Source organism: Mesorhizobium sp. B2-2-4 (genome assembly GCF_006442375.1).
Lineage (GTDB): Bacteria > Pseudomonadota > Alphaproteobacteria > Rhizobiales > Rhizobiaceae > Mesorhizobium.
This window is the reverse complement of sequence record NZ_VFWB01000014.1, coordinates 125,609-137,993: the sequence shown is the minus strand read 5'-3', so window position 1 is coordinate 137,993 and position 12,385 is coordinate 125,609. Positions and strand designations below refer to the sequence as shown.

Sequence of the window (12,385 nt, the reverse complement as noted above, 5' to 3'; positions counted from 1 at the left end):
GAACCGCTTCGACGCCAAAACAGAAGCGGACAGATCATGTGCTACCAAACCGGACAACTTGATTAGCTACCGACAGCGCAACGACGCATTGCGGTGCGCCTGCGGCGATCCGCGCGTGCCCTCAACGCTTTATCTTACCCTTTGGCACCCTCACCCGCCGGAAGATCGCGACGATCTCCTCGCGGCTGCACTCGATGGCGCCGAGCCGCACCGCGCGGTCGCGCTCGAAACCGGTTATGTCATAATGCGGCGCCGATGTCTTCGGCGGCCCCTGGTAGGATGAGCGCTTGATACCGAGTTGCGTGGCGAAACGATGCAGTTCATCGGTGTCGTCGGCCATCAGATGGCACCAGCGATGGCCAACCCATTTCCAGATCGCCGCGTCGACATAGACCGCCATGAGGCTCGCCGCATTCCTTCTTTCGCCGACAGGTGCCCGCGACGAGCGATGATAGAAGGGATTCGCACAGAAGATGAAGCGGCCGGCGGCCTCGAGAAGATGAGAAGCCGCCTCGGCGCCGTCAAGCCGTGGACACGACGGCGCTGCGTCGAGGCAAATCGGAGCTTATTTCGTCGGGCAGGCCTTCGTCTGGTCGAACAGCGACAGATTGACCAGCTTGCCGGTCATGGAGAAATCGCCATAGTCCATGGTTAGATCGCGGGTGATGCCGTTCTCGTGCAGCTTGAAGCTGATCCGGTATTCCGGCGTTTCTTCTCCGTTCTTGGCACTGTCGTCGAAATAGGCGATGTCGACCGGCCAGTATTTGTCGGTGGCAAGCTTGGCCAGCGCCGGTGCTTCCGGATCGGCCTTGTCGGCATCGGTCCTCTTGCCGACGACGACGGTGGTGGACATCACCTTGTTGGCGTCCTCGGAGCCGTCGAACAGATTGGTTTGATAGAAGTTTTCACCTTTCTCGGCCTTGTCTATCAATTCGACCAGATGCTGGGTCGGAAACTGGGTGGCGGCAAGTTCCAGGCTGCTCTTCTCGGGCTTGTCGATGTCGACCTTTAGCCCTTGCGTTTCTTTCGTGGCGACACCCTTGACCTCCTTGTCGAGGTTCTGGTCGACGAAGGATTTGGTCACGAACGAGAAGGTCTTGCCTTCGGCGTCTTCGAACGTCGTCGTCTGCTGGTCGGTCAGCTTGGTGTTGTCGCTGGTGGCAATCTGGGTGACAAAGCGGAATTTCACCGTATAGCCTTCGCAGGCCGAGCCGTTGAATTCATAGACCATGCGGCCGGTAATGCCGGTGATCCCGGAGCGGTCGTCCGCCTTCTTGAGCGTAAGGTCGTAAACGGCGCGATGCGCCTGCAGCGCCGGCACGGCGAAAGCGGGACCTATCGAAAAGACCGCCGACAACAGGACGGCATGGAATACAAGGCGCGTTGCGCGCATGAGAGGCTCCGATCATCGCGGCTGATGGCAGGCCGCAGGGAAAGATGGTCCAGCTTAAAAAAAGTCGTGGCGGAAGCGAGGCAAAAATAGCAATTTCGGCCCGGCCGGCGCGGCACCTTCCAGCAATAGGGAAAAGCAATGAGTGAAACAATCGAAAAGCGGCTAAGCGACCTCGGGGTCACCATTCCCGCGGCCGCGGCGCCTGCCGCCAACTACGTGCCCTATTGCAGGACCGGAAACCTGCTTTTCACCGCCGGACAGTTGCCGCTCAAGGACGGCAAGCTGCAGGCGAGCGGACTGCTTGGCCTGGACGTCGACACAGCAACCGGCAAGGAAGCGGCAAAATACTGCGCGATCAACATTCTGGCGCAGGCCAAGGCGGCACTTGGCGATCTCGAGAAGATACGCCGGCTGGTCAAGATCACCGTCTTCGTCGCCTCGGCGCCGGATTTCCTCGAGCAGCATCTGGTCGCAAACGGCGCCTCCGATTTCCTGGTGGCGGCGCTCGGCGAGCGCGGCAAGCATGCCCGTTCCGCCGTCGGCACGGCTTCGCTGCCGCTTAATGCCGCGGTGGAAATCGAAGCGATCTTCGAAGTCGAGTGAGCGAGCCTGACATGACCGACCTTTCCTGGCTGATTGCCCGGCCTGTCGCCCATCGCGGCTTTCACGACATGAACAAGACGCGCTGGGAAAACACCCTCTCCGCCTTTGCCGCCGCGGCCGAACGCGGCTATGCCATCGAATGCGACGTGCACCTGTCGTCGGACGGAGTTCCCGTCATTATCCATGATGGCGACTTGCAGCGGCTGACTGGGCACGACGGTTTCGTCTGGCAGCGCACGGCGGCCGAACTGGCAGCGCTCAAGGTCGGCGGCACATCTGATCATGTGCCGACGCTGCGCGAGGCGCTCGATCTGATCGACGGGCGGGTGCCGCTGGTGGTCGAACTGAAAGGCGTGGCTGGATACGACAATGGCCTTGTGGCGAGCGTCGGTAGGCTGCTCAAGCGCTACAAAGGCAAGGTGGCGATCATGTCGTTCGACCACTGGCTGATCCGCGATTTCGCCAGGGATGCGCCGGGCATCCCGGCTGGATTGACCGCCTATGGCAAGGACGACAGGCTGATCGAAGCGCATTTCGCCATGCTGGCGCATCAGATCGCCTTCACCTCCTACGCAGCGGGCGACCTGCCGAATCCATTCGTCAGCTTTGTCCGTGAACGGCTCAAAATGCCGGTCATCACCTGGACGGTGCATGACCAGCCGGCGGTCGATCTTACATTCAAATATGCGGACCAGATGACGTTCGAAGGGTTCGAGCCCGATCTGGTCAAGGTCGCTTGATATGGGTGCCTAGAACGTGACTTGTAGCGGTCCGGATGGAGCTTAAATAAGCCTCATGGATCAGGGCGACGACGGCGACGGGCAAACGGTTGATGCGGAGTATGCGATCCGCATTGCGGCGGGCATCGGCGCCTTCACCTGCGAAGAGTGGGACGGTTTCGCCGGGACCACGCGCAGTGATGCCGAAAACGGTTATAACCCCCTCGTTTCATATGCTTTCCTGAGCGCACTCGAGGATTCCGGCTGCGCCGTGCGGCGCACTGGCTGGCAAGGTCATCATCTCAGGCTGGAGAATGGTCAAGGCACGCTGCTCGGCGCGGTCCCTTGCTATCTCAAGTCACACAGCCAGGGCGAATATGTGTTCGATCACGGCTGGTCGGATGCCTTCGAGCGCGCCGGCGGCCGTTATTATCCCAAGCTGCAATGCTCGGTACCGTTCACGCCGGTCACCGGCCCTCGCCTGCTGGTGAGCAGGGGCCAGCATTCCGGCACCGTCAAGGCCGGGCTCGCCGCGGGATTGAAGGCGGTGGCGGAAAAGCTCGGCGTCTCTTCCGCGCATGTCACCTTCGCGCAGGAGAGCGACGTGGACGTGCTGGAGGCGGCGGGCTTCCTGCATCGCACCGACCAGCAGTTCCACTTCGTCAACGAGGGCTTCTCGACCTATGACGATTTCCTCGCCACGCTGGCCTCCCGCAAGCGCAAGGCCATGAAGAAGGAGCGCCGCGAGGCGCTTGCCGACGGCATCTCCATCGACTGGCTTACCGGCAAGGACCTCACCGAACGGGCCTGGGACGACTTCTTCGCCTTCTACATGGACACCGGCAGCCGCAAATGGGGCCGGCCCTATCTGAACCGCGAATTCTTCTCGCTGATCGGCGAGCGCATGGCCGAGGACATCCTGCTGGTGATGGCCAGGCGCAACGGCCGCTACATTGCCGGCGCTATCAACTTCATCGGCTCCGATGCGCTCTACGGCCGCAACTGGGGCTGCATCGAGGATCATCCGTTCCTGCATTTCGAGGTCTGCTATCACCAGGCCATCGACTTCGCCATCGAACGCAAGCTGAAGGTGGTCGAGGCGGGCGCACAGGGCGAACACAAGCTGGCGCGAGGCTACCGGCCGGTGACCATGCATTCCGCGCATTACATCGCCCATCCCGGCCTGCGCAACGCCGTCGCCGATTATCTCAGGCGCGAACGGCGCGAGGTTGAACGCATGGGCGAATACCTGGAAGAGCACACACCGTTCCGCAAGGATCTCGAGGAGTAGGCCCATCCTGCAGGGCAGGAGCATATGTCAGGTTCGGCATCCCTGGGTTGGCAGTGCACGCCTGTCGAGATCGGCTTCATCGATCTCGCCCGATCGTCTTGCCGCTCACGAGAGGCTTCGCTACACCAATTAGCGAGGCACAATCCGGAGCGTTCGCCATGGCCGAAACCGCCTATGACACCGACAACATCTTTGCCAAGATCCTGCGCGGTGAAATTCCCTCGCACCGCGTCTACGAGGACGAAGCGGTCGTTGCCTTCATGGATGTGATGCCGCAGGGAACGGGCCATACGCTGGTGGTGCCGAAGGCGCCGTCGCGCAATCTGCTCGACGCCGATCCGGCAACGTTCGGCCCGCTTTTCACGGTCGTGCAGAAGGTGGCGCTCGCCGTCCGCGAGGCATTCAAGGCCGATGGTGTCACCGTGATGCAGTTCAACGAGCCGGCTTCCGGGCAGACCGTCTATCACCTTCACGTCCACGTCATTCCGCGCTTCGAAGGCATCGCGCTGAAGCCGCATACGGGCCAGATGGAGAAACCCGAGGTGCTGGCCGAGAATGCCGGCCGGATAAAGGCGGCCATGCCACTATCCTGACGCCTGGCTTTCAGTGGTTCCCAGCAGCTGCGGCCGTCTGGGAAGGTTACGCGGTTGCGCATCGAAAATCATGGATCCGAGCCGCCGGGACATCAGCGTGATCGCCATTCCGCCGAGCACATCAATCAGATTATGCCCGCCGTAGATGAGGAGCGGGCCGCGCGGCTGAGATTCATTCTCATCGCCGCTGAGCGCGCGATCAGGACAGCTTGTTTGCGGAGAACGCCAAAAGCCTCTCAAACGCCGTCGGAGGCTCTACATTTTGCCTGAGCCGCCCGCGGATCGCATCCGCACATTGTGCCGGCGTCAGCAGCGATGTGTCCACTTCCAGATCATACACGCCAGGCCGGTGTACCTCCTCCTGCCACAGACGCACCGCCAACGGTACAGGGTCGTCAGGCGATCCCGTCACATATCCCCTCCCCGCCGGACTGTCGGCGCGCCTCTGCATGATGATTTCGATCGGGCAGCGGACACCGACAAACAGAACCGGCAGGCCTGCGAGGCGCCGGGCGCAATCGACAAGGCAATCAAGGGGTCGCGAATAGCTGTCGTGATGACCGAGATCGGCCACGACATTCAACCCCACTCGGCTGTGGGCGGCGATCGATTCGTAGAGCGCGGCGTAGAACCTCGGCACGAGACCCTCGATATCCGGGCGCTCGCCGCCGGGCCGCAAACCTATCCCCGGGCGACAGCGCAGCGGCGTGACCTGCTCATAGGTGTCGACCCCCAGGTTCATCCATGGGCCCTCGAAGCTCTCCTGAACTGCCTGGACGATGCTCGATTTCCCCGATCGCGGTGCGCCGTTGAGGATGATGATCTGGCCTGGTCCGGACATAAAATTCCCCATCCCATGGAAATGAACGCACGCAGCCATCTGGCGAACGGCTGTTGTTCGCAATGCTGCTGTAATCCTGACGGATGACAAGGCACCGGCGAGACGTGGACGTGCAATGCGGGTTCTGTTGATCGAGGACGAAAGAGAAATGGCTGACGCGCTCACCAGGGCGCTTGGCAAACAAGGCGTCGTTGTCGATCACACCATGCTGCTTGGCGATGCTATCGAACTGTCGTGCCAGCACGTCTATGAGGGCAATCCTGCTCGACCGAACATTGCCGGATGGAGAGGGACTGAGCTTCATTCCCAGGCTGCGGGCGGCAGGTGTCGATGCGCCGGTAATCGTCCTGACGGCCCGCAACGAGCCGAAAGAGCGCATTGAGGGGCTCGATGCCGGCACCGACGACTATCTGGGCAAACCCTTCCTGATCGATGAACTGATGGCGCGGCTGCGGGCGGTGTTGCGCAGGAGCCGCGGATTACCGTTGGCATGGTCACCATCGACCCGCTGAATTTCAGCGTGACGGTCGGGTCCAGCTCCGTCGATATACCGAGACGCGAACTGTCCGTCCTGCTCGCCTGGCAAGCGGCGCGGAAAGACCGTCATCCGAGATCGGCGATGCGTACAGTCTGGGCGCTACTTTCGGAAACGACTTTTCGCGCATGCTCGTCACCGGCAAGGCGCCGTCGGGATTGCATATCTCGATACCGTCAGGCCAACGCATAAAATCGTTCCTCGGCGGCAAGCCGAAATACGCGGCCTGCGAGGTCTTTGGCCGCGCGCCCGGCCTGTTCGGCATGGTCGGCGCCAACGTGGGAGCACCACCGTCCTGGACGGACAAATCAGCCAAAACCCGCCCAACGCCGCTTGCTGTCCAGGGGCCGACAGCAGCGCTTCAGTGATCGTCGCTTTGTGCCAATGAAAAAGCCCCGTCTCCGGGGCTTTTTCGAGGGAGTGACTATCAGCTCTTGCGCGGCAGTTGCGGCACCAGGCTGCGCTTGCCACCGTCCTTGCCCTTGGGCTCGGGCTTCTGCGCGACGGCCTTCTTGGCCGCCGGCTTCTTGGCCACTGCCTTGCGCGGCTTGGGGGCGTCTTCCGGTTCTTCCTTCTTGGGCTTCACCGGTGCCTCGTCGGCGAGCGATTCGAGCTTCAGGCCGGTCTCGCCGGTTTCCTTCTTCTCGACGCTGACGCGCACCGTGCCGCCCTTCTTGAGCTTTCCGAACAGCACTTCGTCTGCCAGCGGCTTCTTGATGTGCTCCTGGATCACGCGGCCGAGCGGACGCGCACCCATGCGCTCGTCATAGCCCTTGTCGGCGAGCCAGGCGATCGCATCCGGCGACAGGTCGAAGGTGACGCCACGCTCGGAGAGCTGGGCCTCCAGCTGCATGACGAACTTCTGCACCACCTGATGGATAACCGGCACCGGCAGCGAGCCGAACGGGATGATCGCATCGAGACGATTGCGGAACTCCGGCGTGAACAGCCGGTTGATCGCCTCGACATCGTCGCCTTCGCGCTTGGTCGACCCGAAACCGATCGCCGCGCGCTGCGCATCCGACGCGCCCGCATTGGTGGTCATGATCAGGATCACATTGCGGAAGTCGATCTGCTTGCCGTTGTGGTCGGTCAGCTTGCCATGGTCCATCACCTGCAACAGGATGTTGAACAGGTCCGGATGCGCCTTCTCGACTTCGTCCAGCAGCAGCACGCAATGCGGATGCTGGTCGACGCCGTCGGTCAAAAGGCCGCCCTGATCGAAACCGACATAGCCGGGAGGCGCGCCGATCAACCGAGAGACCGTGTGGCGTTCCATATATTCCGACATGTCGAAACGGATCAGCTCGACGCCGAGCGAAGCGGCCAATTGCTTGGCGACTTCGGTCTTGCCGACGCCGGTCGGACCCGAGAACAGATAGGAGCCGATCGGCTTCTCCGGTTCGCGCAGGCCGGCACGCGCCAGCTTGATCGCCGAGGTCAGCGCGGTGATCGCAGTGTCCTGGCCGTAGACGACGCGCTTCAGCTCGATGTCGAGACCCTGCAGCACCTTCTCGTCATCGGCCGAAACAGTCTTCGGCGGGATGCGCGCCATGGTGGCGATCGTCGCTTCGATCTCCTTGATGCCGATGGTCTTCTTGCGCTTGGCCTCCGGCACCAGCATCTGCGAGGCGCCGGTCTCGTCGATCACGTCGATCGCCTTATCCGGCAGCTTGCGGTCGTTGATGTAGCGCGCCGACAGCTCAACCGAAGCCTTGATGGCTTCCGTCGTGTAGCGGACCTTGTGGAACTCCTCGAAATAGGGCTTCAGGCCCTTCATGATCTCGATGGCGTCCTCGATGGTCGGCTCGTTGACGTCGATCTTCTGGAAGCGACGTACGAGCGCGCGGTCCTTCTCAAAGAACTGGCGGAACTCCTTGTAGGTTGTCGAACCGATGCAGCGGATCGCACCCGAAGACAGTGCCGGCTTCAACAGGTTCGACGCATCCATGGCGCCGCCCGACGTCGCGCCGGCGCCAATGACGGTGTGGATCTCGTCGATGAACAGCACAGCGCCCGGATAATCCTCGAGCTCCTTGACGACCTGCTTCAGTCGCTCCTCGAAATCGCCGCGATAGCGCGTGCCGGCCAAAAGCGTGCCCATGTCGAGCGCGAAGATGGTGGCGTTGTGCAAGACTTCCGGAACATCACCCTCGACGATGCGCTTGGCGAGGCCCTCGGCGATCGCCGTCTTGCCGACGCCGGGATCGCCGACATAAAGCGGATTGTTCTTGGAACGGCGGCACAGCACCTGGATGGTGCGGTTGATCTCGGACTCGCGCCCGATCAGCGGATCGATCTTGCCGGCCTTGGCCTTGTTGTTGAGATTGACGCAATAAGCGGTCAGCGCGTCCTGCTGCTGCTTCTTCTTGCCGCCTTCCTCTTGCGGCTCGGCGCCGTTCGCGCCACCCTGCTCGTCATCGGCGCCGCGCGGCGAACGCGTCTCCGACGCGCCCGGACGTTTGGCGATGCCGTGCGAGATGTAGTTGACCGCGTCGTAACGGGTCATCTGCTGTTCCTGCAGGAAATAGGCGGCATGGCTCTCGCGCTCGGCGAAGATGGCGACGAGCACGTTGGCGCCGGAGACCTCTTCGCGGCCGGACGACTGCACATGGATCACCGCACGCTGAATGACGCGCTGGAAGCCGGCGGTCGGCTTGGAATCCTCGTCATAGCCGGTAACCAGATTGTCGAGCTCGGTGTCGATATAGGTGAGAACAGTGTGCTTCAACTCGTCGAGATCGACATTGCAGGCGCGCATGACGGCGGCCGCCTCGGTGTCGTCGATCAGGGCGAGCAGCAGATGTTCAAGGGTTGCATATTCATGGTGCCGCTCGTTGGCGAGCGTCAGCGCTTGGTGAAGCGCCTTTTCCAGGCCTTGGGAGAAAGCCGGCATGTTACCTCACTTCTTCTCCATCACGCATTGCAGCGGATGCTGATTTTGTCGGGCGAAATCCATGACCTGGGACACTTTGGTCTCGGCCACCTCGAATGTATAGACCCCGCACTCGCCCACTCCATGATTGTGAACATGAAGCATGATGCGTGTGGCGGCTTCGCGGTCCTTCTGGAAAAAACGTTCCAGCACGTGAACCACGAACTCCATCGGTGTGTAGTCGTCGTTCAGGATGAGGACCCGATAGAGGCTGGGTTTCTTGGTCTTGGTCTTTGTGCGCGTGATGACCGCCGTGCCGCGGCCGGCCTCATTGCCGTCGCCGCTGCCGTTCTGCATCCGTGCCCTGGTGGCAGTCAAACCGATCGTCACGTAATCCTGCCTCTTTCGAATCCTCATGCGAGTTCGACATGTAGGTGTTCGATGGACGATTTTAAGCCCTTCTGGTTAGCTGACAATATGGCTAGGTGCCCAACTTGGCGGATTTTCGCAATCGTGAAGGCGAGCCAGGCCCCTGATCGGAAATTGACATGAAAAAACCCGGCCACGCTGGCGCGGCCGGGCTCTGTCTTGGCCCAATGGGCCCAGATCTCGTACTGCCGAACGAAATTACTTCGCCTTGGCAACGATCGATTCGAACGGCTTGTAGGCTTCCTTGGCGAGTTCGGCATAGAGGTCGCCGATCTTGGTGGCCTCGGCGACGAACGCCTCATAGGACTGCTTGGCATAGTCGGACTGGACCTCGATCGCCTTGTCGAGCGACTTGGCCGAAACAATCTTCTCGAAAGCGGCGCTGCCGGCTTCGAAGCTCTTCTTGGTGTATTCGCCGGCCTCGGCCGCAATTGCCTGCGCGCCCTTGGACAAAGAGGCGAAGCTCTTCAAGCCGGTGTCGGCGAACTCTTTGCCGTATTTGCTGAAGTCCTCATAGGTCTGCGTCATTTCAATTCTCCCTGGACGGTTGATGCGCCCTGCCCCGAGCGCCTTGTGCAATGCACTCGAATATATTGTGCGACGCACAAAAGTCAAGAAATCGCCAGCTTCCGTCCTAGCCGGTGTGGGCACTGGCTAAAATTCGAATAAACAGAGGCTCAAACCACCAGAAAATGGTGAACGCGGCGGTTACCATAAACGGATTGGTAACGCTGCCCCGATAGCTTGCCCGGAAGTGAGGCAGGATCCCTTTGCCGCCTCCAGCGCAACAAGAAATTCAAAGGAACTATCAGTGCGTCAGGCGTTGTCGGGCATCGTTTCCAAATCCGCGTCCCCTTTCAAAACGGTCATGATCATCGCCGTGGCGATGACCATCGTCGTTGCAAGTGCGGCCCCGTCGCTCGCCGCGAAGTCCGCGGCCATCGTGGTCGACGCCAAGACCGGCAAGGTGCTCTACTCCTCGGATGCCAACGCCCGGCGTTATCCCGCCTCGCTCACCAAGATGATGACGCTTTATTTGACTTTCGAGGCTCTGGCCAAGGGCAAGATCAGCCGGAACTCGCCGGTCGTCTTCTCGGCTCATGCCGCGGCAGAGCCGCCGACGAAGCTCGGCGTGAAGCCGGGCGGATCGGTGGCGGTCGAGACCGCCATCCTGTCGATGGTGACCAAATCGGCCAATGATTCGGCCACCGCGCTCGGCGAAATGCTCGGCGGCAACGAGACCAACTTCGCCCGCATGATGACTGCCAAGGCGCGGCAGCTCGGTATGAACGGCACCGTGTTCCGCAACGCCAACGGCTTGCCCGATCCCGGCCAGTTCACCACTGCGCGCGACATGGCAACGCTCGGCATCGCGCTGCGCGAACATTTCCCACAATATTACGGCTATTTCTCGCAGCGCTCCTTCCTCTATGGCCGCCAGCGCATCAACGGCCACAACCGCCTGCTTGGACGCATCAAGGGCGTCGACGGCATCAAGACCGGCTACACCCGCGCTTCGGGCTTCAACCTGGTTTCGTCGGTTTCCGACGGCAACCGTCGCATTGTCGGCGTGGTCATGGGCGGCACCTCGGGCAGCAGCCGCGACAATCAGATGGCGGCCCTGATCAACACCTATCTGCCGCGGGCATCGACCCGAGGCGGCGGCGATCTGGTCGCCAAGGCCGATAGCGGCAACCCGGTGACGGCATTGGCCAAGGTGCTGTTGCCCAAGCACGACGCACCGACTCCGGATGAGAAGCCGATGGCGGTGGCCAGCGCCGATGACGCGGACGAGGCCGTTGCCGACGACGCGACGGTAGCCCAGGGCGACAGCGAGGACGCCGACGATAACGCAGCCGAAGAAACCAAAGTGGTTGTTCCGGCAAAGAAGGTGAAGACGGTTATCGTCTCCGCCCCCAAGGTCGCCACGGCACAGGTGGTGTCCGCTTATGCCGAGCCCGCGCCGGCCGTCGACCCGGTCAACACCGCGTCGGTGCCGTCGGGTTGGGCCATTCAGGTCGCCTCGTCGCCGAAACAGTCCGAAGCCCAGGCCTTCCTCGACAAGACCACCAAGCAGGCGCCCAAGGCGCTGGCAGATGCCTCCGGCTTCACCGTCGCCTTCGACAAGGACGGCGTCACCTACTACCGCGCCCGCTTCGGCGGCTTCGGTTCCAAGACCGCGGCCTGGAAGGCCTGCACCGCCCTCAAGAAGAAGAAAATCGAGTGCTACGCCGTCCAGCAGTAGGGACGGCGTAGAAGATATCTCCCGGAAAATTTCTGCGTCGAAGGAGACTAGTTGTGATTGGAGAGCAAGACGTCCTTGGCTTCGTTGATCCGCGCCGCCAGGAAAGACGTGCCGCCGATATCGGGGTGCAGGCGTTGCATCAGGCGGCGGTGCGCCTTGCGGACATCCGCCGCGGCGGCCCCCGCTTCAAGACCAAGGACCTTGTAGGCCTCCTCCTTAGTCATGGCGCCCGGACCTGGCGCAATACCCAGCCCTTCGCCACTGTGCGCCTCAGCGTTTTTGCGCCAGACGGGAAATCTGCCGTCAAGATACGTCTCTAGCAGTTGCCGGCTCTCCGGGTCACCGGAGAGTTCGCGAAACAGCTGCACCAATTCGGCTTTGCCCATCGCACCAAGCATCTTGCCTTCATGGCGGCCTGCCAGGACAAGGCCTTCAAGGCCTCCTGTATCGTGATCGAGGTCCATTTCCAGCGCCGCTGTGCGTACGGTCGAGCGTCTCCGCGCCGGCATCACGGCTCGCCGGTTCAGCCGCATCGAGCCGTACCAGGCGATCGCTGCGAGCAGGATGATGCCGCCGAGACCGCCGCGCCCGACCAGCAGCACGGCGCCCCCGACCAACGCCAGCAAAACCGGCCCAACCTTCCTCATGTCGCCTGCAAGCCTGCTCGGGTCGGCCCGCACGAAAGCCGTTGCCAGGCCCATCAGCACCAGCAGCAATGCGACGACAGCGATGATCGCGCCTACCATATTCCACTGCCCCGTGAATGCCTGGCGATCGGCCGGTTTTCCAGACTATTCCTGAACACGAGCATGCCGCCACCGGGTGTTATTTCTGCGCCGCAATCATGACCTTGCGCGACAC

At 61.8% G+C, this 12,385-nt stretch carries 12 protein-coding genes and 2 pseudogenes; 7 read left to right on the top strand and 7 right to left on the bottom strand.

The genetic code is table 11. The annotated features are described in order from the left end of the window. Window positions 1-121: 121 nt before the first annotated feature. Entirely contained in the window at window positions 122-400 is a 279-nt protein-coding gene (locus tag FJ959_RS27985) for a DUF4031 domain-containing protein (RefSeq protein WP_140584613.1), read from the bottom strand. A 165-nt stretch (window positions 401-565) separates the two neighbouring features. After that, window positions 566-1,393, bottom strand: coding sequence for a cell envelope integrity EipB family protein (locus FJ959_RS27980; protein WP_140557709.1), 828 nt, complete (start codon window positions 1,391-1,393; stop codon window positions 566-568). 138 nt (window positions 1,394-1,531) lie between these two features. On the opposite strand from FJ959_RS27980, the gene FJ959_RS27975 reads away from it, so the two are divergent. The 4 genes from FJ959_RS27975 to FJ959_RS27960 all read left to right on the top strand — a co-directional run bounded on the left by FJ959_RS27975 (window position 1,532) and on the right by FJ959_RS27960 (window position 4,599). Next, a complete protein-coding gene (locus FJ959_RS27975; protein WP_140515352.1) occupies window positions 1,532-1,996 on the top strand; it encodes a RidA family protein in 465 nt (154 codons plus the stop codon). Window positions 1,997-2,007: 11 nt separating this feature from the next. Then, window positions 2,008-2,736 (top strand): glycerophosphodiester phosphodiesterase, encoded by a 729-nt coding sequence (locus tag FJ959_RS27970; RefSeq protein WP_140515351.1) that lies wholly within the window; start codon window positions 2,008-2,010, stop codon window positions 2,734-2,736. A 55-nt stretch (window positions 2,737-2,791) separates the two neighbouring features. Beyond that, window positions 2,792-4,006, top strand: coding sequence for a GNAT family N-acetyltransferase (locus FJ959_RS27965; RefSeq protein WP_140633226.1), 1,215 nt, complete (start codon window positions 2,792-2,794; stop codon window positions 4,004-4,006). Between the two features lie 158 nt (window positions 4,007-4,164). Continuing rightward, window positions 4,165-4,599: an HIT family protein gene (locus tag FJ959_RS27960; protein ID WP_140498719.1), complete on the top strand. Its 435-nt coding sequence runs from the start codon at window positions 4,165-4,167 to the stop codon at window positions 4,597-4,599. A gap of 199 nt (window positions 4,600-4,798) precedes the next feature. On the opposite strand, the gene FJ959_RS27955 is transcribed toward FJ959_RS27960, so the two are convergent. After that, complete coding sequence (locus tag FJ959_RS27955; RefSeq protein WP_140584615.1) at window positions 4,799-5,440, bottom strand: chloramphenicol phosphotransferase; 642 nt, start codon at window positions 5,438-5,440, stop codon at window positions 4,799-4,801. 115 nt (window positions 5,441-5,555) lie between these two features. Between FJ959_RS27955 and FJ959_RS27950 the strand changes: the two are divergent. Together FJ959_RS27950 and FJ959_RS31935 are read left to right on the top strand one after the other, a co-directional pair. Then, window positions 5,556-6,020: pseudogene (locus FJ959_RS27950) on the top strand (response regulator); the annotation flags it as partial. A gap of 26 nt (window positions 6,021-6,046) precedes the next feature. After that, window positions 6,047-6,343: pseudogene (locus tag FJ959_RS31935) on the top strand (hypothetical protein); the annotation flags it as partial. 59 nt (window positions 6,344-6,402) lie between these two features. Here FJ959_RS31935 and clpA read toward each other — a convergent pair. From clpA to FJ959_RS27935, 3 genes are all read right to left on the bottom strand, one after another. Further along, on the bottom strand, window positions 6,403-8,871 hold the full coding sequence (gene clpA, locus FJ959_RS27945; protein WP_140525247.1) for an ATP-dependent Clp protease ATP-binding subunit ClpA: 2,469 nt from the start codon (window positions 8,869-8,871) through the stop codon (window positions 6,403-6,405). 6 nt (window positions 8,872-8,877) lie between these two features. Then, entirely contained in the window at window positions 8,878-9,207 is a 330-nt protein-coding gene (gene clpS, locus FJ959_RS27940; protein WP_027051901.1) for an ATP-dependent Clp protease adapter ClpS, read from the bottom strand. Window positions 9,208-9,477: 270 nt separating this feature from the next. Then, window positions 9,478-9,807 carry a phasin family protein gene (locus FJ959_RS27935; protein ID WP_140498728.1) on the bottom strand — a complete coding sequence of 110 codons (330 nt, stop codon included), beginning with the start codon at window positions 9,805-9,807 and terminating at the stop codon, window positions 9,478-9,480. A gap of 283 nt (window positions 9,808-10,090) precedes the next feature. On the opposite strand from FJ959_RS27935, the gene FJ959_RS27930 reads away from it, so the two are divergent. Beyond that, window positions 10,091-11,524, top strand: a complete 1,434-nt coding sequence (locus FJ959_RS27930) for a D-alanyl-D-alanine carboxypeptidase (protein WP_140525248.1) — start codon at window positions 10,091-10,093, stop codon at window positions 11,522-11,524. A 47-nt stretch (window positions 11,525-11,571) separates the two neighbouring features. Here FJ959_RS27930 and FJ959_RS27925 read toward each other — a convergent pair whose 3' ends face one another. Beyond that, complete coding sequence (locus tag FJ959_RS27925; protein WP_140633223.1) at window positions 11,572-12,270, bottom strand: DnaJ domain-containing protein; 699 nt, start codon at window positions 12,268-12,270, stop codon at window positions 11,572-11,574. Window positions 12,271-12,385: the final 115 nt, after the last annotated feature.